Here is a 22,641-nt window from a genome sequence, read left to right as displayed (position 1 = left end):
TCCTCGGGCCCGAACCCCTGGCGGTGTGCGGCCGACGCCGTCGCAGCGGCCGGAACGGCGTTCCTAGTAACCGTGCGGAGGCCGGTTCGGGTCTGCCTGCTGCACGCGGGCGGTGAAGTTCGAGCCCGACTGGTTGACGTGGTATCTGTCGCGCACGTAGTTGACCGTCGCGCACATGTCGGCGACCACGTCGTAGGGCGTCGTCGCCGTGCCCGCCTGGTGGAACGCGGCGAATGTGGTGGGAATGCACTGGGTGGCGCCGCGGGAACAGTTCTGCCGGTGCCCGTCGGCGGCAAGGGGGCCCCGCGCGTTGGAATCCGTGTCGTTCACCCGGAACCTGGGGTTGTTGTAGGCGGACTCCCGCCTGGAGATCGTGACCAGTGCCGGGACGCCGAACTCCGGGTCCATGCCGGTCAGGTGGCATGCCGTGTCGGCGTACCGCCGCATCGCGGCCTCCCCGAACGCGTCGTTGGGGTCGTGGTACGTGACCTGACCGAGGGTGAGCCTGCCCGCACGCACCGGAGGCGCGGCGTCCGTGCAGTCGACGGCGAAGCCGGCGTGGCGGCCGAGGGCGCTGAGTGAGCGGCAGCCCGGGATGCCGTCGGCGTCCGCTCCGGTGAACCCCTGGGCGAGCTGCTCGGCGCGGTAGGCGGCTCTGGTCTGTTCGCCGAAGGTGCCGGTGGCTCCGTCCGGGATCTGGTGGCCCCGTGCGATCAGGGCTCTTTGTACGGTGCGTACGTCCTCGTTGGTCTTGCCGAACCGGACGTTGGACAGAGCGACCATGGTGGCTCGCTTCCTTCCTTCAGTCCCATGACGCCGCGGCGAACCGAATCCGGGATTGATCACCCACGGTCGGGCGACGGTGAACTCACAGCCCATCAGGGTGGGGTGTGAGCGAGGAGTCAATTTCTACGCTAAGCCTGTTCAAGAAGACGTGCCACTGGAGTTGTGCTATTGACGGCTCTCAACCGCCCGGCGGCGGGACCGGCTTGGTCCAGTCGGGGTCCGCCCAGCGGCCCGGCTCCTGCGGACCGGGCAGATCCGGACGGTACCGGGGATCCCGCTCCCGCCGCAGCCTGACGCTGGCGTGCAGCACGGCGTCGTTCGGCAGGGGACGGGAGCGCCGGCCCGCGAGGATCCACAGGGAGCCGTTGTCGTGGACCGGGGCGCCGGCGAATTCCTCGGTGATCGCGCAGGTGGTGCCGTAGGCCTGGGGGCGGAACACCAGGTCCTCGGTGACACCGTCGATGATCCACTTCAGTGGGATCGCGGAGAGCAGGGGCGCGCCCTCGGCATGGGCGAAGGTGCCGCCGACGTCGGAGTGCACCCCGGCGAACCAGACCTCCTCCGCGGTGCCCTGACGCGGCGCGGGACGGGGCTTCACCAGGAACTCGTGGTAAGGGCGGCGGGTCTCGTCGAGTGACACGGCGTGCCGGATGCGGGCCGCGTTCGGCAACTCGTGGGTGTACGGCCACCGCAGATTGCCCAGGCGCAGCAGACCGGCCGCCTTCACCGTGTCCCAGACGCCGAGGTAGGTCACCGGCAGGGCGTGGTGCGAGACCTGCCGTGGATCGTTCCGCTTGACGTCCTCCCACAGCGGTTCGTTCTCGGTGCGCCGGCAGAACGTGTGCGAGAACCGGGCGACCTCCCGCTCGCTCTCGTCGATGTCGTGGTTGAAGGCGTACTTCGCCACGGCGTACGGCACCAGGTTCTCCGAGCCCGGGCGCATGAGACCGGGCTTGTTCAGCATGCCGACGAGCGCCCGGGCGGTGTAGGCGCCGCGGCTGAATCCGAACACATACACCTGGTCACCCGGCTGCCAGTGCCCCATGAGGTACGTGTACGCCTCGGCGAGGTTGGTCCGCATCCCACTGCCGAAGGCGAGGCCGCACAGGCGGGAGAACCGGTGGCCCACCGGGCCGTGGGCGGTGGCCGACGACATGGTCCCGACGCCGGGGTCGTAGTAGACCAGCTGCCGGGCCGGATCGTCCGCGTCCAGCATCTCCATCAGCCTGACCACATTGGTGGGGTGACTCGCGCCCACCTGGTTGCCCGTCCCGTCGAGGCAGACGACGATCGCACGAGGCATGCCCGCGCTCCTTCGCTAGCCGGAGCGATGGCGGCCGTGCCGTGACGCCTCGGCCGACAGAGGACCGGAGGCGGTGCGCCGGTCGGGGGAGATCTGCCGGGAGTAGGCCTGCAGCGCGACCGGGCTGTTCGCCGGCAGAACGGCCATCAGTCCACGGTCCTGCGCCTCCGCGAGCGTCGCCGCGGCGGCGCTGCCCTCGGGGGCGAAGGCCAGGCGGACGTGTCCGTCGCCGGAGCCGCGGCGGTCCACCGGAGCCACGGCGCCATGGGTGCCGTCGGGCAGCGTCACCCACAGCTGGAAGTCGTCGTAGCGCACGAAGTCCGCACCCTTCACCGGCCAGGGGTAGTGGTGTTCACCGGGCACCTTGGGAAGGATCCCCTGGTGGTTCTCGCGGCTCAGCGGCACGCACGCGTTGAACAGGGAGTCGGTCCAGGCCTCGACCCCGTCGGCGTCCTTGATCGGCGTGCGCAGCAGTTCCTCGGCGCGGTCGTAACCCAGTTCCGCCAGCGCGGGCAGAGTGCGGGGGAAGGCGTCGACCAACTCGGCGGCCTCCTGCCGGAGCCGTTCGACCTTGTCGGGGTCGGCGCAGAACTGCATGCTCCACTCGATGCCCACCCGGGCGCGGTACATCAGCCAGCCGTGAGAGCCCATGACCCACAGGCTGCCGCCATGGTGCATCTCCCAGTGCTCGGCGTGCTCGGGCCCCGCATCGACAGGCCGTGGCCCGTAGGGCAGGTCGGCGTCGTTCATCTTGCGAAGGATTTCGTGTGCCGTCTTCTTGGCGGCGGTGAACTGCGCCGATTCAAATCGCTTCGGGTGTTCGACGAGGCGGATCTTCCACGGATGGTTCTCCGATTCGACGCCGCCCGGATGGAGTTCGGCCTGAGCCATGGCTGACCTCCTCGGCCAGGCCCCGCGCACTGATCCCCGCCGCACGGGGCAGAGTCCCCCTGCAGTCATCGTGCGCCTCGAACCGGTGTGCCGCGACTCGAGGCGCCGATGAACGTGGAAAGCGGCCAAGCGCTTCGACTGCCACACGGAGGGATCCGTCCTCGCCGCTGGGCTGGGAACCTCGCATGGCGCGGTCCGGGTGAGTCCGCCGCGGTGTTCGCGCTCGTGTGGAGCGACTGGCCCAACGGCAGCCTCCACCACGAACCGCACGGATACGAGGGTGCCCGCGGCCGGAGCATGTTCCCGCTCCGCGGACGCGAGAGGGGGCGTCGTCCGAGCTGTCGGCGGCGCCGTGGGTGCTGCCCGTGCGCGGTGGCAGCCCCGAATTCCGGTGCCCCAGCACGTCGTTCGTGACCGGGACTGCCGTTTGCGCGGTACGGCTGCTCCGGTACAGGTGCGGTGCTCAGTGTGACGGACGCGCACTTCGACTTCGCCGGACACCGACCGCCGGGGCCCACGCACGCGAGCACCGTGCAGTGCGCCGCACGCCCGGCTCCGCTCAGGAACCGGCGTCGGCCTTGCACCTCTTGGTCTCGGTGCGTCACATCGTCGGCTCCGCCCAGAGGTCGGGCGGGACGGCGCCGACGGAGCGGCCATGGGCGTCGAGGAGATGCCCGAGCAGCTTGTCCTGGCGAAGGGTGACGACGCGGTCGACGATGTCGAGGTTCGGGTGAGCGGTGGTGAGCTGGATCTCCAGGCGCAGGACGTCGCTGACGGAATGCAGGCTGGCCTGGAGAATGAGGTTGTGGGGTCCGCTGACGGCCGCGCAGTTGCGGGTCTCCGGCAGGCGCACGAGTGCCTGGCCGATCTCGGGGAGCTCGGCGGGTGGGACTTTGGCCCAGAGGGTGACCGCGACGGGCCAGCCGCCGAGGGGGCGGGCGAAGTCGCAGCGGAACCGCAGGAGGCCGCGGCGGCTGAGCAGTTCGAGGCGACGCTTGGCCGTGGAGAGGCTGACGCCGAGGTCGTTGGCCAGGCTCTGGTAGGAAGCGCGGCCGTCCTGGGCGAGCCGGGCGACGAGGGCGCGGTCGAACGGGGTGATCTCGCCTCGGGCAACGACTGGGGCTCGGGCCGGGGACGGGTCGGTCAGCTGGGCGCGTTGGCCGGGAGCCAGAGCGGCGACGCGCCAGCGGCCGCCCTCGGTGAACATGTGGGTGACGATCCTGGCCTGCACAGCGGCGATTCCGGAAACGTGCGGGAGCAGGTCGAGGGTGTAGCGGGAAAGGGCCGGCAGGTCGCGGGCGGCGACGGTGGCGAGGATGTCGTGGCTGGTCGCCGCGCGCTCGATCGTCACCATGTGGGGGTGGGCGCTCAGTACCTGGGCGACCTGGGCGGTCGCTCCCGGCGCGCAGTCGATCACCACGAAGGCCACGCAGATCTGCTCGAACAGGCGCGGGCCGGGTGAGAACCCCACCCAGGCGGCGCCCTGCTCGGACAGACGGCCGAAGCGGCGAGCGACCGTGACCGGGTCGACGCCCAGGGCGCGCCCGAGCTCGGTCCATGAGGCCCGCGGCCTCAGCTGCAGGGCGCTGATCAGCGCGAGTTCATCCTCTCCCAGCAGCGATGGTGCATCATCCTGCATAGTTCCCGCCTTGTGAGCCAGAATCCTGCCTTCGGCGGCTTTCCTGCGCCACCATCCCATTGTGGACTTCGAGCGGCCGCACCCGGCGGGCGTACAGGAGGGCTGCATCATGGCTTTCGCCGACTATCAGGACGAGATCTACCTCGACGGACTGCGTGGGGTGCTGCCGAGCCTGCCCATGACGTCCGACGATCTGCGGCTGTCGGCCGAGGCGGCGATGCCGACGGCGGTGCGCTCCTACGTGGTCGGCGGTGCGGGCAACGAGTACACCCAGCGGGCCAACGTCAGCGCCTTCGAGCAGTGGGGCCTCGTGCCTCGCATGATGGTCAGCCCCACCCGACGCGACCTGTCCGTCGATCTGTTCGGGATGCGCCTGCCCACGCCGGTGTTCATGGCCCCGGTCGGCGTGCTCGGTCTCTGTGCCCAGGACGGCCACGGTGACCTCGCCGCCGCCCGCGCCGCCGCCCGCACGGGCGTGCCGATGATCGCCTCCACCTTGACCGTCGATCCGATGGAGCAGGTCGCCGCCGAGTTCGGCGACACCCCCGGCTTCTTCCAGCTCTACACCCCCACCGACCGGGAGGTGGCCGAGAGCCTGGTCCACCGGGCCGAGGCGGCGGGCTTCAAGGGCATCGTGGTCACCCTCGACACCTGGATCACCGGCTGGCGGCCCCGCGACCTGACGGCCGGCAACTTCCCCCAGCTGCGCGGCCACTGCCTGACCAACTACACCAGCGACCCGGTCTTCCGCTCCCGGCTCGCCAAGGCTCCCGAGGACGACCCGGCCGCGGCGGTCATGCACTGGGCGAAGATCTTCGGCAACCCCCTGACCTGGGACGACCTTCCCTGGCTGCGGTCGATCACCAACCTGCCGCTGATCTTCAAGGGCATCTGCCACCCTGATGACGCCCGTCGCGCCAAGGACGGCGGCGTGGACGGCATCTACTGCTCCAACCACGGCGGCCGGCAGGCCAACGGCGGCCTGCCCGCGCTCGACGCCCTGCCGGAAGTGGTCGAGGCCGCCGACGGCCTGCCCGTCCTGTTCGACTCCGGGGTCCGCACCGGACCGGACATCATCAAGGCCCTTGCCCTGGGTGCCACCGCGGTCGGCATCGGCCGCCCCTATGTCTACGGCCTGACTCTGGCCGGCACTGACGGTGTCGTCCATGTGCTGCGGTCCCTGCTGGCCGAGGCCGACCTGCTCATGGCCGTCGACGGCTATCCCACCCTCGCCGACGTCACCCCCGACGCCCTCCGCCGTCTCACCTGACACCCACGCCCGGGCACTCTGCCCGGCGCCGGTCCGTGCAAGGGGCCGTTCCGTACCGGGGGCTTCCCGCCGACGACGCGGACGATCCGTGCCTGCGCCGGTGCCGGGCCCCCGCGCGGAACCCGGTACCGGTGGCGGAACAGCGGTGCCGCCGTACGTTCACCGCGCAGGCGGCGCCCCGGACCGGGTCAGTCCGTGGTGGCCGGGAGGCGGAAGTAGTGCCCCTTCTCGAGGTCGGGGAGAAGGCCGGGGTGGGTCGGTTTCCAGCCCAGCAGTTCGCGGGTGAGGGCGCTGGACGCCGGGACGTCGTGACCGAGGAAGGCGCTCAGCCACGTGAAGTGTTCGGCCGCGGCCCCCGGGAGCACGGAGGTCACCGGCACGTCGAGGTGACGGCCGATCACCTCGGCGACGTCGCGGATCGCCACACCCTCTTCCGCGACCCCGTGCAGCACCGATCCGGCGGGAGCCTTCTCGACCGCCAGCCGGAACAGCCGTGCGGCGTCGAACCGGTGGACGGCCGGCCAGCGATTGGCCCCGTCGCCGATGTAGCCGGAGACACCCTTGGCGCGGGCCAGGGCGACCAGGGTTGCCATGAAACCGTTGTCGCCCTCGCCGTGGCAGGTGGGGGAGAGCCGCACCACGGACGAGCGCACGCCGCGCGACGCGAGTGCGAGGACCGCCTGTGCGGTGGCCGCCCGGGTCGAGATCGGCGAGCCGTCGAGCGCGGGCATGTCCCGCTCACTCGCCACACGCCCGGGTGCGATCCCGGCCAGACCGGAGGCGAGGACGAAGGGACGGCCGGAGTCGGCGAGGGCGTCGCCGAAGGCGTCGACCGCTCGGCGATCGGCCTCGGCGGCGCCCCGGAAGTCGCCCGAGAAGGCGATGTCGTGTTTGAAGGCGAGGTGGATCACCCCGTCGGACGCGGCGGCCGCGTTCCTCAGGACGTCGAGGTCGTCGATGGTGCCCCGGACGGCCTCGGCCCCGGCCTGGGAGAGTGCGGCGGCCGAGGCGTCGGAGCGGGCGAGCCCGAGGACCTGGTGCCCCGCGTCGATGAGTTCGGGAACGACTGCTGAGCCGATCCAGCCGGACGCGCCGGTCACGAAGATGCGCATGGGAGTGCCCCGATCTACTGATGTCAGTTACTGACATCGACAGTACACCTGATGTCAGAGACTGTCATCACGTAAGATCTGCGCATGGGTAGATGGGAGCCGGACGCGCGCGGACGCCTGGCGACAGCGGCGTTGGAGCTGTACAGCGAGCGCGGGTACGAGCAGACCACCGTGGCGGAGATCGCCAAACGGGCCGGGCTCACGGAGCGGACCTTCTTCCGGCACTACGCCGACAAGCGCGAGGTGCTGTTCGCCGGCTCCGGTGACCTGCAGGAGCTGTTCGTGCGGGCCGTCGCGGGTGCTGCGGAGTCCGTGGCGCCGGTCGATGCGCTGGCGGCGGGACTTGACGCGGTCTCGGAGGTGTTCGTCGACCGGCGCGAGTACGCGCGCCAACGACATGCTGTGATCACGGCGAACGCGGAACTCCGGGAGCGCGAGCTGATCAAGCTCGCCACGCTGTCGGCCGCGCTCGCCGAGACCCTGCGTCGGCGCGGCGTCGCGGAGCCGGCCGCGAGCCTCGCCGCGGAGGCGGGGGTCGCCGTCTTCAAGATCGGCTTCGAGCGCTGGATCGCGGCGTCCGAGGAACGCGAGATGTCGCAGCTGATGAGGGAATCGCTGAACGAGCTCAAGGCTGTGACCATGGGCGGTGAGGTCGCTTCCCCCCGCATCTCCGAAGGCTCCCATCCAGTACTCTGACTGAAGTGGTCCGGGTGTAGTGCTGCGCATGGAGTGGTGTCAGTGGCGAGACGGAACGACGAGCGGCGCGCCGCCCTCGTGGACGCCGCTATCGAGGTGCTGGCCAGGGAGGGTGCACGGGGCCTGACGTTCCGGGCAGTGGACACCGAGGCCGCCGTACCCGTCGGCACCGCGTCCAACTACTTCGCCAATCGCGACGATTTGCTCACTCAGGCCGGTGCGCGCGTCTATGAGCGGCTGCAGCCCGACAAGGACACCATCGCCCGCCAGCGGACAGCCGGCCGCGACCGGGAAACCTACGCCGAGCTGATGCGTGAACTCGTCGGCCGCGTCGCCTCCTTCCGCACCGGCTATCTGGCACTGCTCGAACTCCGCCTCGAGAGCACCCGCCGCCCCGGACTGCGCAAGATCCTCACCGAGCGGGTCCGGGCCGACATCGACGCGAACGTCGCCTACCACGAGGCGTCCGGTCTCCCCGGCGATGCCATGGCCGTCAAGCTGCTCATACTGGCTCTGAACTGGCTGATCGTCGAGCAGCTCACTTTGCCGGACGTGTTCACGGAGGCAGAGCGCGCGCAGTTGGTGACGGCCGCGGTGGAGCGCATCGTGGCGGCGGAGTAGAGGTCAGGGCAACGGGCGCTCGCCCGCCTCCATCCGATCCAAGCGGTCCGAACCGGCCGGCGACCCGTGCCGACGGCGACCCCGGCTGTGCCGCGCGGCGAGGCGGTCGTGCCCGAGCTCGAACCGGTGGCCCGAGTACCGTTTCGTACGGCGCGACCTCGGGTTTCCGGTGTTTCCGCGCACCTCGCATCCCACGGCTGTCGCGATCTGGCCAAGCCCGGCTCGGGGCGCTCATCGGGACGCGTTCGAAGGCCCAGCCCCTCGGCCTCGGGGATCGGGTGTGCGCCCTTCGTCTGCGCACCCTCGGATTTCGCGCACAGGCGCATACGGATCCTTGACCGCCGCCCGGGTGCTCCACGATGCTGTGTTGCGACACGTGAGATGTGTGCCGTAATGAGCAACATCTCGACTCTGAGCCAGCCGAGGAGTGACCATGACTCACCAGGTTCGTGCCGTCGTCGCACGGAGCAAGGGCGCCCCCGTCAGTCTGGAGACGATCGTCGTGCCCGACCCCGGTCCGGGTGAGGCGCTGGTCAAGGTCGAGGCCTGCGGCGTCTGCCACACCGATCTGCACTACCGCGAGGGCGGCATCAGCGACGACTTCCCCTTCCTGCTCGGGCATGAGGCGGCGGGTGTGGTGGAGTCGGTCGGTGAGGGTGTCACGGAGGTGGCACCCGGAGACTTCGTCGTCCTCAACTGGCGCGCCGTGTGCGGAAACTGCCGAGCGTGCCTGCGTGGCCGGCCCTGGTACTGCTTCGCCACCCACAACGCGAAGCAGAAGATGACCCTGACCGACGGCACGGAACTCTCGCCCGCTCTGGGCATCGGCGCCTTCGCCGAGAAGACGCTGGTGGCGGCCGGGCAGTGCACCAAGGTGGACCGGGCCGCGTCGGCTGCCGCCGCCGGGCTGCTGGGCTGCGGGGTGATGGCGGGCATCGGCGCGGCGATCAACACCGGCCAAGTGGGGCGCGGGGACAGCGTGGCGGTCATCGGCTGCGGCGGAGTCGGGGACGCGGCGATCGCCGGGGCTCGCCTTGCGGGCGCGGCCAGGATCATCGCGGTGGACATCGACGACCGCAAACTGGCCACGGCCAGGAAGCTGGGCGCGACCCACACGGTCAACTCCAAGGAGACCGATCCCGTCGACGCGGTCCGGGAGCTGACCGGCGGCTTCGGCGCCGACGTCGTCATCGAGGCGGTCGGCCGGCCGGAGACGTACCGGCAGGCCTTCTACGCCCGCGACCTGGCCGGCACCGTCGTGCTCGTAGGGGTGCCCACCCCCGAGATGAAGCTGGAACTGCCCCTCCTCGACGTCTTCGGCCGGGGCGGATCGCTGAAGTCGTCCTGGTACGGCGACTGCCTGCCCTCCCGCGACTTCCCCATGCTCATCGACCTGTATCTCCAGGGCCGCCTGGACCTGGACGCCTTCGTCACGGAGACCATCGCCCTGGACGACGTCGAGAAGGCCTTCGAGCGGATGCACCACGGCGACGTCCTGCGCTCGGTGGTGGTCCTCTGATGGCCGGCGCGCGCATCGAACGTCTCGTCACCTCGGGGACGTTCTCGCTGGACGGCGGCACCTGGGAGGTCGACAACAACGTCTGGATCGTGGGCGACGACAGCGAGGCGGTCGTCGTGGACGCGGCCCATGACGCCGACGCCATCGTCCGGGCCCTCGGCGGACGCGCCCTGCGCGCGATCGTGTGCACCCACGCGCACAACGACCACATCGACGCCGCACCCGACCTCGCCGCCCGCACCGGCGCACCGATCCTGCTGCATCCCGACGATCTGCCGCTGTGGAAGCAGACCCATCCCGACCGGACGCCCGACGGCGAACTGGCCGACGGGCAGACCCTCACCGTCGCGGACACCCGGCTGACCGTGTTGCACACCCCCGGCCACGCGCCCGGAGCCGTCTGCCTGCACGCCCCGGACCTCACCGCGCTCTTCAGCGGTGACACCCTGTTCGCGGGCGGTCCGGGCGCGACAGGAAGGTCGTACAGCCACTTCCCCACCATCATCGACTCGATCCGGGAACGGCTGCTCACGCTGCCCGAGGCCACCGTGGTGCACACCGGTCACGGGGAGACCACCACCATCGGCGCCGAGGCGCCGCACCTTCAGGCGTGGATCGACCGCGGCTTCTGACCGCCCCGCACAGCATCCGTTCCGCCTGCTCACGCTCATCGTCCGGGGGCGCTTTGACCTGCGCGGAAAGCAGTCGTCGCAACCGGCTCTTCCCGGCCCGTGGACGCCTTGACAACGGTTCCGGGCGGCCCCCAGACTGACGTTGCGCTAATCGCAATCCGTTTCGCTATACGCACCGAGGTGTCATGATGATTCCCGCGTGCCGACTCGCGGATCTGCCGCGAGGCGAGGCCCACCGGCTCGACATCGACCCACCGGTCTCGGTGTTCCACACCGATGACGGCGAGCTCTTCGCCATCGACGACACCTGCACCCACCAGGACGCCTCGCTCGCCGATGGCTGGCTGGAGGGCTGTGAGGTGGAATGCCCGCTGCACGCCTCGAAGTTCGACCTCAGGACCGGCGCCGTCGACGCTCCTCCGGCCAAGCTCCCGGTCCGTACCCACGAGGTCGTCGTCGAGGACGGCATGATCCATGTGCGGATCTCGACGGAGGCTCCCAACCTTCCGCCCTGTATCGCCGCCCGCCTGGCCGGAGGCCCCGCGTGAGGACCGTGGCCGTGGTCGGCGCCTCGCTCGCCGGCCTGTCGGCCGCGCGCTCGCTGCGCAAACAGGGGTACGACGGGCGGCTGGTCGTCATCGGCGACGAGCCGCACCGCCCGTACGACAGACCGCCGCTGTCCAAGGAGTTCCTGGCCGGTGCCATCGGCGAAGCGGACCTGGCACTGGAACGGGACGACGAGGACCTGCGGGCGGAGTGGGTGCTCGGCACCCGTGCCACCGGGCTCGACCGCGCCGAGCGGGCGATCCGGCTCGCCGACGGCCGGGACATACGCGCCGACGGCGTGGTGATCGCGACCGGTGCGGCCGCGCGCACGCTGCCCGGCACCGACGGCCTGGCCGGCGTGCACGTGCTGCGCACCCTGGACGACGCCCGGGCCCTGCGTGACGACCTCGCCCGGGGCGGTCGGCTGGTGGTGATCGGCGGTGGGTTCATCGGAGCCGAGGTCGCCTCCACCGCGTACGCCCTGGGACTCGACGTCACCGTCGTCGAGGCGGCGCCGACACCCCTGGCGGGGCCGCTCGGCGAGACCATGGGCGGCATCGTCTCCGCACTCCACGCGGACCACGGCGTACGGCTCCTGTGCGGAGTCGGGGTCAAGGGGCTGAGCGGGGAGCACCGGGTCGACGCCGTGCTGCTGGAGAACGGCCGCGGCGTTCCCGCCGACACGGTCGTCGTCGGTGTCGGCGCGCGTCCCTGCGTCGACTGGCTGCGGGGGTCCGGCATCGAACTCGACAACGGCGTGAAGTGCGGCGCCGACGGACGCACCGGTGTGGCCGGTGTGATCGCCGTCGGGGACTGCGCCAACTGGTACGACCCACGCGCCGGTGCGCACCGCCGTGTCGAGCACTGGACCGGCGCGATGGAACGGCCCGATGCCGCCGTCGCCGCTCTGCTCGCCCACGGCGCGACGGAGCCGGGCGTGCCCCGGCCGCCGTACTTCTGGTCCGACCAGTACGGAGTGAAGATCCAGTTCGCCGGCCATGCCACCGGTGCCGACAGTGTGACGGTCGAGGAGGGCACCACCGACGACCGCTGCTTCCTGGCCGTCTACCGGCGCGCCGGTCGGCCGGTCGCCGTACTCGGGATGAACCAGCCCCGGCTGTTCACCCGCTGGCGCAAGCAGCTCGCCGCCGCTCCCTGACAGCACCGACGCTCCATACCCAACGCCGTCCGAAGTCGCTCTTCCCGGCGGGTGAATGACCGATCCACGACGTTTCCGAGGAGTGCAGCGTGACCTCGACCAACCTGCCGGACAGCCTGATCGCCACCCTCCCGGGCTCCTCCTACACGGACCCGGGCATCTTCGCCCAGGAGCAGGAGCACATCTTCGAGACGATGTGGTTCTGCGTGGCTCGCGCCTCCGACCTGCCGAAGCCCGGCGCCTTCCGCACCGTCGACGTGGGCCGCGAGAGCATCCTCGTCACCCGCGGGCGAGACGACGCCGTCCGTGCGTACTTCAACGTGTGCCGGCACCGCGGCGCCAAGCTCCGCACCGAGGAGAGCGGTGAGGTCAAGCGCGCCTTCCAGTGCCCGTACCACGCCTGGACGTACGACCTGAGCGGCAAGCTCGTCGCGGCGCCCAACCTCACCAAGATGCCCGACGTCGGCCGTACCGAGTACGGGCTGGTGAACGTGGCCGTGCGCGAATGGCTCGGCTACGTCTGGGTCTGTCTGGCGGAGAACCCGCCCTCCTTCGAGGAGGAGGTCATCGGCGAGGTGATCGCCCGCCTCGGTGACGTGGAGTCGATCGAGCACTACGGCATCGACCATCTCGCGGTGGGCAGGCGGATCGTCTACGACGTCAGGGCGAACTGGAAGCTCATCATCGAGAACTTCATGGAGTGCTACCACTGCGCCACGATCCACCCCGAACTGACCGAGGTGCTCCCGGAGTTCGCCGACGGCTACGCCGCCCAGTACTACGTGGGCCACGGCGCCGAGTTCGGCGAGGAGATCCACGGCTTCACCGTCGACGGTTCCGAGGGACTCGAGCGCATCCCCGGCGTGTCCGAGAACCAGGACCGCCGCTACTACGCGATCACCGTCAAGCCGCAGGTCTTCATCAACCTCGTGCCCGACCATGTGATCTTCCACCGCATGTACCCGGTGGCCGTCGACCGCACGGTCGTCGAGTGCGACTGGCTCTACCTCCCCGGTGTGGTGGAGAGCGGCAAGGACGTCAGCCGGTCCGTGGAGCTCTTCGACCGGGTCAACCGCCAGGACTTCGACGCCTGCGAGCGCACTCAGCCCGGGATGAGCTCCCGGCTGTACGCCAAGGGGGGTGTGCTCGTGCCCAGCGAGCACCACATCGGCGCCTTCCACGACTGGGTGCTCGGGCGCCTCGGCACCCGGCGGCCGGAGTAGTCCCGGCGGGGCCGGGAGTCCGTCGCCCGCGCCTCAGCCGAGGAACCCCATACGGTGACTGATCTCCTCCGCACCCTCGAGGAGCACCGGAGCGAGCTCGTGCATCCGCTCCTCGGTGAACCGGTACGAAGGCCCGGACGCGCTGATCGACGCGATCACCTCACCGTCCCGGTCGCGGATCGGCGCGGCCATGGCGTGCAGCCCGATCTCCAGCTCCTCCAGTGTCCAGGCGTAACCCCGCTCACGGGCCTCGGCGAGGTTCTTCTCGAGCTTCGCCTTGGCACTGATCGTGTGCGGGGTCACCTTCTTCAGCCCGGCATCCGACAGCAGCGCGGCACGCTCCTTGGCGGGCAGGTGGGCCAGCAGGATCTTGCCGCTCGACGTGGCGTGCAGCGGGGTCAGCTGGCCGACCCAGTTGTGCGCGCCGACGGCACTCGGACCGCGGACCTGGAAGAGGTTGACCGCGTACTGCTCCTGCATGACGGCGATGTTGACGGTCTCGCCGATCACCTCGGCCAGGCGCTCGCAGATCGGACGCCCCTGCTGGGTGATGTCGATCCGGCCCGTGACCGCGCCCGCCAGGCGTACGATGCCGAAGCCGAGCCGGTACTTGCCGCGCTCGCCCGACTGTTCCACCAGGCCGCGTGCCTCCAGGGCGCCGAGCAGGCGGAACGCGGTCGACTTGTGCACGTCGATCTCGCCGGCCACCTCGCTGACGCCCGCCTCGCCGCGCTGGGCCAGGATCTCGAGGACGCTGATGGCCCGGTCGACGGACTGCACCCCGCCGGCCTGTGAACCGTTCGTTTCGGCATTCGGGCTCAAGTTGCTCATAACGAAACTATACGCGCAGTAAACAACATCCCTGCAAGCAACCCGCGGGAACCGAAGGCTTGTGCAAGTTGCGTTGTTCGCAACCTAGTGCGTATAGCGATACCCGTACTAGCATGCCTCGCGTATCGACGGCGCGAGCGAGACGAGGCACCATGGCTCTTCTGCACTACGACTTCGTCATCGTCGGTGGTGGGTCGGCCGGCAGCGCACTGGCCCATCGGCTCTCGGCCGACCCCGGCAACCGGGTGCTGGTTCTGGAGGCGGGCCGGTCCGACTACCCGTGGGACGTGTTCATCCACATGCCCGCGGCGCTGACCTACCCCATCGGCAGCCGCTTCTACGACTGGAAGTACGAGTCCGAGCCCGAACCCCACATGGGCGGCCGGCGCATCTACCACGCCCGCGGCAAGGTGCTCGGCGGATCCAGCAGCATCAACGGCATGATCTTCCAGCGCGGCAACCCCATGGACTACGAGCGCTGGGCCGCGGACCCCGGCATGGAGACCTGGGACTACGCGCACTGTCTGCCCTACTTCCGGCGGATGGAGAACTGTCTCGCGGCCGATCCCGACGACGAGTTCCGAGGCCACGACGGCCCCCTCGTGCTCGAACGCGGCCCGGCGACGAACCCGCTGTTCACCGCCTTCCTCAAGGCCACCGAGGAGGCGGGCTACGCCCCCACCGACGACGTGAACGGCTACCGGCAGGAAGGCTTCGCCAAGTTCGACCGCAACGTCCACCGCGGGCGCCGGCTGTCGGCCTCCAAGGCGTACCTCAAGCCCGCGATGAAGCGGCCGAACCTCACGGTCACGACGCGTGCCCACGTCACCCGCGTGCTCTTCGAGGGCAAGCGGGCCGTCGGCGTCGAGTACCGGCGCGGCAAGGGAGCGCCCCAGCAGGTCCACGCCGACGAGGTCATCCTCTGCGGCGGCGCGATCAACTCCCCGCAGCTGCTGCAGCTCTCCGGCGTCGGCAACGCCACCGAACTGGCCGCTCTCGGTATCGACGTCGTCCACGACCTGCCCGGCGTCGGCGAGAACCTGCAGGACCACCTGGAGGTGTACGTCCAGTACGCCTGCAAGCAGCCCGTCTCCGTGCAGCCGTACATGGCGAAGTGGCGCGCCCCCTTCATCGGGCTGCAGTGGCTGTTCCGGAAGGGGCCCGCGGCCACCAACCACTTCGAGGCGGGCGGCTTCGCCCGCAGCAACGAGGACGTGGACTACCCCAATCTGATGTTCCACTTCCTGCCGGTCGCGGTCCGCTACGACGGCTCCTCGCCGGCCGGCGGCCACGGCTACCAGGTGCACGTCGGGCCCATGTACTCCGACGCGCTCGGCTCCGTGAAGATCAGGAGCAAGGACCCGCGCGAGCACCCGGCGCTGCGCTTCAACTACCTCTCCACCGAGCAGGACCGCCGGGAGTGGGCGGAGGCGATCCGCGTCGCCCGCAGACTGCTCGGCCAGCCCGCGCTCGCCCCGTACAACGGCGGTGAGATCTCGCCCGGACCCTCGGTGGAGACCGACGAGGAGATCCTCGCCTGGGTCGCCAAGGAGGGCGAGACCGCGCTGCACCCCTCGTGCACCTGCAAGATGGGCACCGACGAGATGTCCGTCGTCGACCCGCTGAGCATGCGGGTGCACGGTCTCGACGGGCTGCGCGTGGTCGACGCCTCGGTGATGCCCTACGTCACCAACGGGAACATCTACGCACCGGTGATGATGATCGCCGAGAAGGCGGCCGACCTGATCCTCGGCAAGGAGCCGCTCGCGCCGTCGAAGGCCGTGTACTACCGGTACCGCGACGCCCAGAAGCGGGTCGGGTAGGCCTTGGCCGCCGAGGCCCTGAGAGGGCTGCTCGGCCGCGTCCGCTACGAGGTGCTGCCGGCGAGGGCGACCGAGGAGAAGGTCCTCGCCCATGTCCCGCGCGACATCGTGGTCACGGTCACGGCCTCGCCGGTCAAGGGCCTGGAGCCGACGCTCGGCCTGACCGAGCGGCTCGCGGCGCACGGCTACCGGGTCGTCCCGCACCTGCCCGCACGGCTGCTGCGGGACGACACGCACCTGAAGGAGGTCGTCGAACGACTGCGCGCGGCAGGCGTCGACGACGTCTTCGTCCCGGCCGGCGACGCCGATGCGCCGGCCGGGACGTACGACGGGGCGCTGCCGGTCCTGCGCAGGCTCGGCGAGCTGGGCAGACCCTTCGAGCACCTGGGGATCACCGGCTATCCGGAGAGCCATCCGCTCATCCACGACGACATCACCATCCAGGCGATGTGGGACAAGCGGGCGCACGCCACGTACATCGTCAGCAACCTCTGCTTCGATCCGCGCCTGCTCGGCGACTGGATCACCCGGATACGACGCCGGGAGGTCGCACTGCCCGTGCACGTGGGCGTCGCCGGTCCCGTGCAACGGGCGAAGCTGCTGTCCATGGCCACGAAGATCGGCGTGGGGGAGTCCACGCGCTTCCTGGCCAGGCACGCGTCCTGGTTCTGGCGGTTCGCCAGGCCCGGGGGATACGAGCCCGAGCGGCTCCTCGAGCGCGGCGCGGAGGCGTTCACGGCGCCGTCCGCGGGGGTGGCGGGACTGCACGTCTTCACGTTCAACCAGATCGCGGAGACCGAGAGATGGCGCCGGGCACTGCTCGACCGCCTCCGCTGAGTGCGCGGGTACACGAACGCCGGGCGGTGCCGGATCCGTGCATCCGGCACCGCCCGACTCGGTGCGGGCCGCTCAGCGGAAGACCACCGTGCGGTTGCCGTCCACCATGACCCGGCTCTCCGTGTGCCACTTCACCGCGTGGGCCAGTACCTGTGCCTCCACGTCGCGGCCCACCGTGACGAGATCGTCGGGATCGAGGGAGTGGTCGACCCGCACCACGTCCTGCTCGATGATCTGTCCCTCGTCCAGGTCCGGCGTCACATAGTGGGCCGTCGCGCCGACCAGCTTCACCCCGCGCTCGTAGGCCTGCTGATAGGGCCGTGCTCCCTTGAAGCTGGGCAGGAACGAGTGGTGGATGTTGATGGCGTGGCCCTCCAGCTCCTTGCACAGGTCGTCGGAAAGGACCTGCATGTAGCGGGCCAGGACCACGAGGTCGACGTCCAGTTCCCGGACCAGGCCCAGCAGCCGCTCCTCGGCCTCGGGCTTGGTCTCCTTCGTCACCGGGATGTGGTGGAAGGGGATGCCGTAGGTCCCCGCCAGTGACTCGAAGTCCCGGTGGTTGGAGACGATGGCCGGGATCTCGATGTTGAGGGCGCCGGTGCGGCAGCGGAAGAGCAGGTCGTTGAGGCAGTGGCCGAACCTGGACACCATGATCAGCGTCCGGGTCGGGGTCGCGGCATCCCGGAGGGTCCAGGAGATCCCATGGGCCTCGGCGACGGGGCCGAATCGGTGACGCAGGATTTCCCGGTCGACGTCCGGGTCCGAAACGTCGAAGTGAACCCGCATGAAGAAGCGGCCCTGCTGCCGGTCGTCGAACTGCTGGCTCTCGAAGATGTTGCCGGAGTTCCTGACGAGGAAGCCGCTCACGGCGTGGACCAGTCCGGCCGTGTCCGGACAGGAGAGGGTGAGGACGTACTCACGGCCAGGACGGGGGCTGGGGGACATACAGGGCCTCCCTTGGTGCGTATGGCACAACTTGGTGAGCGATGCGCAACATGGTTGGCTCCGGAGCGGGTCGCGGTCAAGGGGTGGAAGGGCTGTTGTGCAGGTGTCCGAATCGGGATCCGCCGCCCCCTTGACGTACGTCCGCCCATTCGGCCAGGGTGTTCCACCACAAGCAATCCAATGCACAATGCGCAACGAATTCCATTCGAAGGGCTCGGCGCGTGGCAGATCTGTATGTGGATGGAGAATGGCGGCCCCCGACGGCCGGCGGCCACCGGGAGATCCGCTGTCCGGCCGACGGCACGCTCGTGGCGACGGTGTCCGAGGGGACCCGCGCCGACACGCACGCCGCGATCGCCGCGGCCCGGCGCGCCTTCGACGAAGGCCCCTGGCCGCGCACCCCCGAGCGCGAGCGCGGCGCACTGCTCCTGCGCACCGCCGACATCTTGGAACGCGACGCCAAGGACGTCGCCCGCGCCGAGTCGCTGGACACCGGCAAGCGGCTCGTCGAGAGCGAGTACGACATCGCCGACGTCGTCTCCTGCTTCCGCTATTACGGCGGCATCGCCGGCACGAGCGCAGGCCGGGTGGTCGACACCGGCCGCGACGACGCCCTCAGCCGGGTCACGTACGAGCCCGTCGGCGTCTGCGGACTGATCACCCCCTGGAACTACCCCCTGCTCCAGGCCTCCTGGAAGGTCGCCCCGGCCCTGCTCGCGGGCAACACCGTCGTCCTCAAGCCCAGCGAACTCACCCCCTCCACCTCGATCCTGCTGATGCGGGCCCTTGCGGAGGCGGGAGTTCCGGCCGGCGCCGCCAACCTCGTCCTGGGCGCCGGAGCGGAGGTCGGCGCGCCCCTGTCCGAGGACCCGGGCGTCGACATGGTGTCCTTCACCGGAGGTCTGGAGACCGGCCGGCGCATCATGGCCACCGCCGCGGCGACGGTGAAGAAGGTCGCGCTGGAGCTCGGCGGCAAGAACCCGAACGTCGTCTTCGCCGACGCCGACTTCGAGACCGCCGTGGACTTCGCGCTCACCGCCGTCTTCCTGCACTCCGGACAGGTCTGTTCGGCCGGTGCCCGGCTGATCGTCGAGGACTCGATCCATGAAGCCTTCGTCGACGAGGTGGTACGGCGGGCCCGGCTCATCCGCCTCGGCGGGCCCTTCGACCCCGAGGCCGAGACCGGAGCGCTCATCTCCGCGCAGCACCGGGAGAAGGTCGAGGCATACGTCGCCGGGGGTCTCGCCGAGGGCGCCGTACTGCGCTGCGGCGGCGAGCGCCCCGACGACCCCGCGCTGGCGAACGGTTACTACTACCCGCCGACGGTCCTCGACGAGTGCCGCCAGGACATGCGCGTGGTGCACGAGGAGTCCTTCGGCCCCGTGCTCACCGTCGAGCGCTTCCACGACGAGGACGACGCCGTCCGCATCGCCAACGACACGGAGTACGGACTCGCCGGAGCCGTCTGGACCCAGGACGCGGGCAGGGCCCAGCGGGTCGCCCGCCGGCTGCGCCACGGCACGGTGTGGATCAACGACTACCACCCCTACGTGCCCCAGGCGGAGTGGGGCGGGTTCGGGCACTCGGGCGTGGGCCGGGAGCTGGGACCGACAGGTCTGGACGAATACCGAGAGCCCAAGCACGTCTGGCAGAACATCCAACCCCGGCCGCAGCACTGGTTCCGCGGCTGAAACGCCGAAAAGAGGTCGATCGTGACCCCAGCACAGACCGAGGTGTCGCAGCGGCGCGACACGTCCCAGGATCCTCAGGACCGCACCCCGGTCATCTCCGTGCGCCGGCTGTGGAAGGTGTTCGGGCCGAAGGCCGACCAGGTGCCGGGCTCCGAGGAACTGCGCGGGCTGACCCGCCGCGAGCTCATGGACCGTGCCGGATGCACTGCCGCCGTCCGCGACGTCGACTTCGAGGTGTCGCCCGGCGAGGTGTTCGTCGTCATGGGCCTGTCCGGCTCCGGCAAGTCCACCCTGGTGCGATGTCTCACGCGGCTGATCGAACCCACCGCCGGTGAGATCGTCTTCGAGGGCGAGGACATCCGCGGCGCCGACCCCAGGCGGTTGCGCGAACTGCGGCGCAGCAAGTTCTCCATGGTCTTCCAGCACTTCGGTCTGCTGCCGCACCGCAGGGTCGTCGACAACGTGGCGTTCGGCCTGGAGATCCGCGGCATGGGCAAGGCCGAGCGCACCAAGCGGGCCCTGGAGGTCGTCGAACTGGTCGGCCTCGCCGGCTACGAGAAGTCCTACCCCGACCAGCTCTCCGGCGGCATGCAGCAGCGCGTCGGCCTCGCCCGGGCCCTCGCCGGCGACCCGGACGTCCTCTTCTTCGACGAGCCGTTCTCCGCGCTCGACCCGCTGATCCGCCGCGACATGCAGAACGAGGTCATACGGCTGCACCACGAGGTCGGCAAGACCATGGTGTTCATCACCCACGATCTCTCCGAGGCCCTCAAGCTCGGCGATCGCATCCTCATCATGCGCGACGGCAGGATGGTCCAGTGCGGCACCGGCGACGAGCTCGTCGGGGCCCCCGCGGACGACTACGTACGGGACTTCGTCAAGGACGTGCCGCGCGGCGACGTACTGACCCTGCGCTGGATCATGCGCCCGGCCGGGCCCGACGACGCCCTCGACGGCCCCGAACTCGGCCCGGACGTCGTCGTGCGCGAGGCCACCCGGGCGGTGCTGGCCGCCGAGAAGCCGGTCAAGGTCGTCGAGAACGGCCAACTGCTCGGCATCGTCGGCGACGAGGAGATCCTCGCGGTGGTGGCCGGCCAGGAAGGCGGCGCGTGATGGCCCTGGCCGTGGAGAAACCCCACAAGACCGACAAGGTGCCGCGGGCCGCGGTGGCGGGCCGCAGGATCAGCCGTCCCATGGTGGTGGCGGCGATCCTCGTGGTCTGGCTGGTGCTGTTCGCCGCGCTGCGCGGCCGGCAGACGCTCACCCTCGCCGCGGCCGATCTCACCGGTCTGCACCGCTGGCTGAACGACGTCAACGACAGCGTCGGCGCGAACCGGAACTCCAACCCGCTCTTCCTCTACTTCTTCAACGAGATCCGCCTGGTCATCGACAACCTGGTGACCTTCGTGCAGTCCCTGATCTCCCAGCCCACCGACGGCCGCCCCCTCCCGCAGATCGGCTGGCTCGGCGTCGTGGGACTCACCGGCTATGTCTCCTGGGCCGTGGGCAACTGGCGGGTCGCGCTGCTCGCGGTGGCCGGCTTCACCTTCCTCGGGCTGCAAGGCCTGTGGCAGGAGAGCATGGACACGCTGGCGCTGACCCTGTCGGCGGTCCTCGTGGCGCTGCTCATCGGCATCCCGCTCGGCGTCTGGGCCGGTCTCTCCGACCGGTTCAACCGGATCATGACGCCCTTCCTGGACTTCATGCAGACGATGCCGACCTTCGTCTACCTCGCCCCGCTGACCCTGATCTTCCTCATCGGAGGGGCCTCCGCCGTGATCACCACGGTGATCTACGCGGCACCGCCCGCCATCCGCATCACCGCGCACGCCATCCGGTCCGTACCCGAGACCACCGTCGAGGCGGCCGACTCGCTGGGCACGACGCGCGTGCAGCAACTGCTGAAGGTCCTGCTGCCGATGTCCAGGCGCACGGTCGTCATGGGCGTCAACCAGACCATCATGGCCGCTCTGGCCATGGTGACCATCGCCGCCCTGATCGACGCGCCCGGCCTCGGCAAGACCGTGGTCCAGGCCCTGCAGTCCCTCGACGTCGGCACGGCCTTCAACGCCGGACTCGCCATCGTCGTCATGGCCATCGTGCTCGACCGGGTCACCACGGCGGCCGCCGGACGCGACGAGGCGGCCCGCCGCTCGGAGGACCGCTTCCTGAAGTGGCGCACACCGCTGCTGGCGGCGGGCGCGGCCGTGTCGGCCGTGCTGGTCTATCTGTCCCACACCTACGTCTGGGCCGCCGAGTTCCCCGGCCAGGGCAGTACCGGCAGCCATATCGCGAGCGCCGCGGACACCGCGACCACGTGGATGCAGGACCATCTGTCGGGCCTCACCAACGGCTTCCGCGACGCGATCACCAACGGTCTGCTCAACCCGTTCCAGACGCTGCTCACCGACTCGCCCTGGTGGCTGGTCGCCGCCGTCCTGGTCGGCCTCGGTGTGGTGCTCGGCGGCTGGTGGGCCGGGGCGATCGCGACCGTGTGCGTGGGCCTGCTCGTCGCCACGGGACTGTGGTCGGACAGCATGACCACGCTCGCCTCCTCCGTGGTGGCGACCGTGCTCGTGATGCTCCTCGGCGCCGTCTTCGGCGTGTGGATGGGACGCAGCCGACTGGTGGACCGGCTGGTGCGGCCCACCCTGGACGCCGCCCAGGTCATGCCGCCGTTCGTCTATCTCGTGCCGTTCCTAGCGATGTTCGGCCCTTCGCGCTTCACGGCGATCGTCGCGGCCGTCGTCTACGCGGCGCCCGTGGCGATCAAGATCATCGCGGACGGGGTGCGGAACGTGCCCGAGGCCACCGTGGAGGCGGCCACCTCCGCCGGGTGCAACACCTGGCAGATCATCACCAAGGTCCAACTGCCGATGGCACGCGGCGCCCTGACTCTCGCGACGAACCAGGGCCTGATCTATGTGCTGTCGATGGTTGTGGTGGGCGGCCTGGTAGGGGCCGGCGCCCTCGGCTACGACGTCGTGGCCGGGTTCTCGCAGGGAGAGCTGTACGGAAAGGGGTTGGCGGCGGGACTCGCCATCGTACTGCTCGGAGTCATGTTCGACCGGATCACTCAGGCTGCGGCGCGACGCGCCAGGGCTTAAGGAGCACGAC

The 22,641-nt window shown here is 70.2% G+C and carries 20 protein-coding genes; 13 read left to right on the top strand and 7 right to left on the bottom strand.

What is annotated here, in order from left to right; translation table 11 throughout:
• Positions 1 to 63 precede the first annotated feature (63 nt).
• The 4 genes from AVL59_RS54990 to AVL59_RS25840 form a co-directional block, all read right to left on the bottom strand.
• Positions 64 to 783: a peptidoglycan-binding protein gene (locus AVL59_RS54990; protein ID WP_079146984.1), complete on the bottom strand. Its 720-nt coding sequence runs from the start codon at positions 781 to 783 to the stop codon at positions 64 to 66.
• A gap of 181 nt (positions 784 to 964) precedes the next feature.
• Entirely contained in the window at positions 965 to 2,089 is a 1,125-nt protein-coding gene (locus AVL59_RS25850; RefSeq protein ID WP_067308727.1) for a DUF2235 domain-containing protein, read from the bottom strand.
• A 15-nt stretch (positions 2,090 to 2,104) separates the two neighbouring features.
• Entirely contained in the window at positions 2,105 to 3,049 is a 945-nt protein-coding gene (locus AVL59_RS25845) for a DUF6424 family protein (protein WP_335743754.1), read from the bottom strand.
• Positions 3,050 to 3,581: 532 nt separating this feature from the next.
• Positions 3,582 to 4,619: an Lrp/AsnC family transcriptional regulator gene (locus tag AVL59_RS25840; protein ID WP_067308722.1), complete on the bottom strand. Its 1,038-nt coding sequence runs from the start codon at positions 4,617 to 4,619 to the stop codon at positions 3,582 to 3,584.
• Positions 4,620 to 4,728: 109 nt separating this feature from the next.
• Here AVL59_RS25840 and AVL59_RS25835 point away from each other — a divergent pair, with 109 nt between their 5' ends.
• Complete coding sequence (locus AVL59_RS25835) at positions 4,729 to 5,889, top strand: alpha-hydroxy-acid oxidizing protein (RefSeq protein WP_067308720.1); 1,161 nt, start codon at positions 4,729 to 4,731, stop codon at positions 5,887 to 5,889.
• Positions 5,890 to 6,077: 188 nt separating this feature from the next.
• On the opposite strand, the gene AVL59_RS25830 is transcribed toward AVL59_RS25835, so the two are convergent.
• Complete coding sequence (locus AVL59_RS25830; RefSeq protein ID WP_067308718.1) at positions 6,078 to 7,001, bottom strand: SDR family oxidoreductase; 924 nt, start codon at positions 6,999 to 7,001, stop codon at positions 6,078 to 6,080.
• 84 nt (positions 7,002 to 7,085) lie between these two features.
• On the opposite strand from AVL59_RS25830, the gene AVL59_RS25825 reads away from it, so the two are divergent.
• The 7 genes from AVL59_RS25825 to AVL59_RS25795 all read left to right on the top strand — a co-directional run bounded on the left by AVL59_RS25825 (position 7,086) and on the right by AVL59_RS25795 (position 13,397).
• Entirely contained in the window at positions 7,086 to 7,697 is a 612-nt protein-coding gene (locus AVL59_RS25825) for a TetR/AcrR family transcriptional regulator (protein WP_067308716.1), read from the top strand.
• Between the two features lie 42 nt (positions 7,698 to 7,739).
• Complete coding sequence (locus AVL59_RS25820; protein ID WP_067308713.1) at positions 7,740 to 8,318, top strand: TetR/AcrR family transcriptional regulator; 579 nt, start codon at positions 7,740 to 7,742, stop codon at positions 8,316 to 8,318.
• A gap of 433 nt (positions 8,319 to 8,751) precedes the next feature.
• A complete protein-coding gene (locus AVL59_RS25815; RefSeq protein ID WP_067308711.1) occupies positions 8,752 to 9,837 on the top strand; it encodes an S-(hydroxymethyl)mycothiol dehydrogenase in 1,086 nt (361 codons plus the stop codon).
• Entirely contained in the window at positions 9,837 to 10,469 is a 633-nt protein-coding gene (locus tag AVL59_RS25810; protein ID WP_067308708.1) for an MBL fold metallo-hydrolase, read from the top strand. The genes AVL59_RS25815 and AVL59_RS25810 overlap by 1 nt, the downstream gene beginning before the upstream one ends.
• Positions 10,470 to 10,654: 185 nt before the next feature.
• Complete coding sequence (locus AVL59_RS25805; RefSeq protein ID WP_067051502.1) at positions 10,655 to 11,017, top strand: bifunctional 3-phenylpropionate/cinnamic acid dioxygenase ferredoxin subunit; 363 nt, start codon at positions 10,655 to 10,657, stop codon at positions 11,015 to 11,017.
• Positions 11,014 to 12,174, top strand: coding sequence for an NAD(P)/FAD-dependent oxidoreductase (locus AVL59_RS25800; RefSeq protein ID WP_067308706.1), 1,161 nt, complete (start codon positions 11,014 to 11,016; stop codon positions 12,172 to 12,174). The genes AVL59_RS25805 and AVL59_RS25800 overlap by 4 nt, the downstream gene beginning before the upstream one ends.
• 89 nt (positions 12,175 to 12,263) lie before the next feature.
• The gene (locus AVL59_RS25795; RefSeq protein WP_067308703.1) at positions 12,264 to 13,397 is read left to right on the top strand and encodes an aromatic ring-hydroxylating oxygenase subunit alpha; all 1,134 of its coding nucleotides are present in this window, start codon (positions 12,264 to 12,266) and stop codon (positions 13,395 to 13,397) included.
• Between the two features lie 33 nt (positions 13,398 to 13,430).
• Here the strand turns inward: AVL59_RS25795 and AVL59_RS25790 are convergent, their stop codons facing one another.
• Complete coding sequence (locus AVL59_RS25790; protein WP_067308700.1) at positions 13,431 to 14,228, bottom strand: IclR family transcriptional regulator; 798 nt, start codon at positions 14,226 to 14,228, stop codon at positions 13,431 to 13,433.
• 152 nt (positions 14,229 to 14,380) lie between these two features.
• On the opposite strand from AVL59_RS25790, the gene betA reads away from it, so the two are divergent.
• On the top strand, positions 14,381 to 16,051 hold the full coding sequence (gene betA, locus AVL59_RS25785) for a choline dehydrogenase (RefSeq protein ID WP_067308698.1): 1,671 nt from the start codon (positions 14,381 to 14,383) through the stop codon (positions 16,049 to 16,051).
• Positions 16,052 to 16,054: 3 nt separating this feature from the next.
• The gene (locus AVL59_RS25780) at positions 16,055 to 16,888 is read left to right on the top strand and encodes a methylenetetrahydrofolate reductase (RefSeq protein WP_067308696.1); all 834 of its coding nucleotides are present in this window, start codon (positions 16,055 to 16,057) and stop codon (positions 16,886 to 16,888) included.
• A gap of 72 nt (positions 16,889 to 16,960) precedes the next feature.
• Here the strand turns inward: AVL59_RS25780 and purU are convergent, their stop codons facing one another.
• Complete coding sequence (purU, locus tag AVL59_RS25775) at positions 16,961 to 17,833, bottom strand: formyltetrahydrofolate deformylase (RefSeq protein ID WP_067308694.1); 873 nt, start codon at positions 17,831 to 17,833, stop codon at positions 16,961 to 16,963.
• A 221-nt stretch (positions 17,834 to 18,054) separates the two neighbouring features.
• Between purU and AVL59_RS25770 the strand changes: the two genes are divergently transcribed.
• Genes AVL59_RS25770 through AVL59_RS25760 form a run of 3 tightly spaced genes read left to right on the top strand, consistent with a single transcriptional unit; the run spans position 18,055 to position 22,631 of the window.
• Positions 18,055 to 19,524: an aldehyde dehydrogenase family protein gene (locus AVL59_RS25770; RefSeq protein ID WP_067308688.1), complete on the top strand. Its 1,470-nt coding sequence runs from the start codon at positions 18,055 to 18,057 to the stop codon at positions 19,522 to 19,524.
• Positions 19,525 to 19,545: 21 nt separating this feature from the next.
• Positions 19,546 to 20,637, top strand: a complete 1,092-nt coding sequence (locus AVL59_RS25765; RefSeq protein ID WP_067308685.1) for a quaternary amine ABC transporter ATP-binding protein — start codon at positions 19,546 to 19,548, stop codon at positions 20,635 to 20,637.
• Positions 20,637 to 22,631 (top strand): ABC transporter permease, encoded by a 1,995-nt coding sequence (locus AVL59_RS25760; RefSeq protein ID WP_067308682.1) that lies wholly within the window; start codon positions 20,637 to 20,639, stop codon positions 22,629 to 22,631. The genes AVL59_RS25765 and AVL59_RS25760 overlap by 1 nt, the downstream gene beginning before the upstream one ends.
• The last annotated feature ends 10 nt before the right edge of the window (positions 22,632 to 22,641 follow it).

It is taken from the genome of Streptomyces griseochromogenes, assembly GCF_001542625.1.
GTDB classification, from domain to species: Bacteria; Actinomycetota; Actinomycetes; order Streptomycetales; family Streptomycetaceae; genus Streptomyces; species Streptomyces griseochromogenes.
Note: the sequence above shows the minus strand (reverse complement) of the source record. Positions and strands in the feature narration are given on the sequence as shown.

Excerpts from the sequence above, each read along its gene's own strand:
- AVL59_RS54990 (WP_079146984.1), bottom strand. The coding sequence starts at position 783 with ATGGTCGCTCTGTCCAACGTCCGGTTCGGCAAGACCAACGAGGACGTA.
- AVL59_RS25850 (WP_067308727.1), bottom strand. The coding sequence starts at position 2,089 with ATGCCTCGTGCGATCGTCGTCTGCCTCGACGGGACGGGCAACCAGGTG.
- AVL59_RS25845 (WP_335743754.1), bottom strand. The coding sequence starts at position 3,049 with ATGACTGCAGGGGGACTCTGCCCCGTGCGGCGGGGATCAGTGCGCGGG.
- AVL59_RS25840 (WP_067308722.1), bottom strand. The coding sequence starts at position 4,619 with ATGCAGGATGATGCACCATCGCTGCTGGGAGAGGATGAACTCGCGCTG.
- AVL59_RS25835 (WP_067308720.1), top strand. The coding sequence starts at position 4,729 with ATGGCTTTCGCCGACTATCAGGACGAGATCTACCTCGACGGACTGCGT.
- AVL59_RS25830 (WP_067308718.1), bottom strand. The coding sequence starts at position 7,001 with ATGCGCATCTTCGTGACCGGCGCGTCCGGCTGGATCGGCTCAGCAGTC.
- AVL59_RS25825 (WP_067308716.1), top strand. The coding sequence starts at position 7,086 with ATGGGTAGATGGGAGCCGGACGCGCGCGGACGCCTGGCGACAGCGGCG.
- AVL59_RS25815 (WP_067308711.1), top strand. The coding sequence starts at position 8,752 with ATGACTCACCAGGTTCGTGCCGTCGTCGCACGGAGCAAGGGCGCCCCC.
- AVL59_RS25810 (WP_067308708.1), top strand. The coding sequence starts at position 9,837 with ATGGCCGGCGCGCGCATCGAACGTCTCGTCACCTCGGGGACGTTCTCG.
- AVL59_RS25805 (WP_067051502.1), top strand. The coding sequence starts at position 10,655 with ATGATGATTCCCGCGTGCCGACTCGCGGATCTGCCGCGAGGCGAGGCC.
- AVL59_RS25790 (WP_067308700.1), bottom strand. The coding sequence starts at position 14,228 with ATGAGCAACTTGAGCCCGAATGCCGAAACGAACGGTTCACAGGCCGGC.
- betA (WP_067308698.1), top strand. The coding sequence starts at position 14,381 with ATGGCTCTTCTGCACTACGACTTCGTCATCGTCGGTGGTGGGTCGGCC.
- purU (WP_067308694.1), bottom strand. The coding sequence starts at position 17,833 with ATGTCCCCCAGCCCCCGTCCTGGCCGTGAGTACGTCCTCACCCTCTCC.
- AVL59_RS25760 (WP_067308682.1), top strand. The coding sequence starts at position 20,637 with ATGGCCCTGGCCGTGGAGAAACCCCACAAGACCGACAAGGTGCCGCGG.